This is a genomic window from Acinetobacter sp. 809848 (assembly GCF_000581275.1).
Lineage (GTDB): Bacteria > Pseudomonadota > Gammaproteobacteria > Pseudomonadales > Moraxellaceae > Acinetobacter > Acinetobacter pittii.
The window spans coordinates 1-777 of record NZ_JEXG01000168.1 but is presented as its reverse complement, the minus strand read 5'-3'; the positions used below and the strand labels follow the sequence as shown (position 1 = coordinate 777).

The 777-nt window shown below is 30.1% G+C and carries 1 pseudogene; it reads left to right on the top strand.

Annotated features, from left to right (window positions below):
• Positions 1-777: pseudogene (locus tag J536_RS26400) on the top strand (hemagglutinin); the annotation flags it as partial.

Here is a 777-nt window from a genome sequence, read left to right as displayed (position 1 = left end):
GTTTCAAGTAAAGATGATGTGTTAGTTGATGGGGTAAAAAATAGTTTTGCAAAGAGAAAGAAAGAAGAAAAGTTTACTGAAGCCAATAATTTAAAAAATTCTATATTAAGTAGTTTAGATTTATTAAAACAACAACAGTTTTTTACCGATTATGATAATATGGTTACTGCATATGAAGATTATGCTTCTAGTAATTATGATTATACTTTATATGTGAAGCATTATAATCTTTATAAAGATTTTATTTCCAAATACCCAGTGAGACCAAACCCAAGGCTTCTTATATTTGGATCAGATGTACCATTATTCCATAGTATTATTGCTGTACCACAAAGAAGTAGCCGCTTTGATGCATTATATTCATTTGAGCCAAAATATGATGAAAATTATTTAAGGAGCTTACAGGCGGAAGTTGATTTTTATAATACAGAGATAAATGGTTCAGAACATGCCGAAGCTAAATTAACTTCAAAATCAGGAAATATAAATATTACTTCTGCTAAAGGTTTATCTATAAGTGGAGGAAATATTTCTGCTCAATTAGGACAAGTTAATTTAGAAGCAAGTGGTGTTTTAGCCGAACAGTATAAATCTACAACCACTACAGAGACTAATCCCCAGCCAAGAATATTAAATGCAAGTATTATTGTTGATGGTCATACAGATTTTTATGATAAAGGCAGTGAAAATGATCAAAATTATAGTATGAGAACACTAGTCAGCCCTTCTATTATTAATGGGGATAAAGGGGTTAACATTAGAACTGTAGGTAAAACT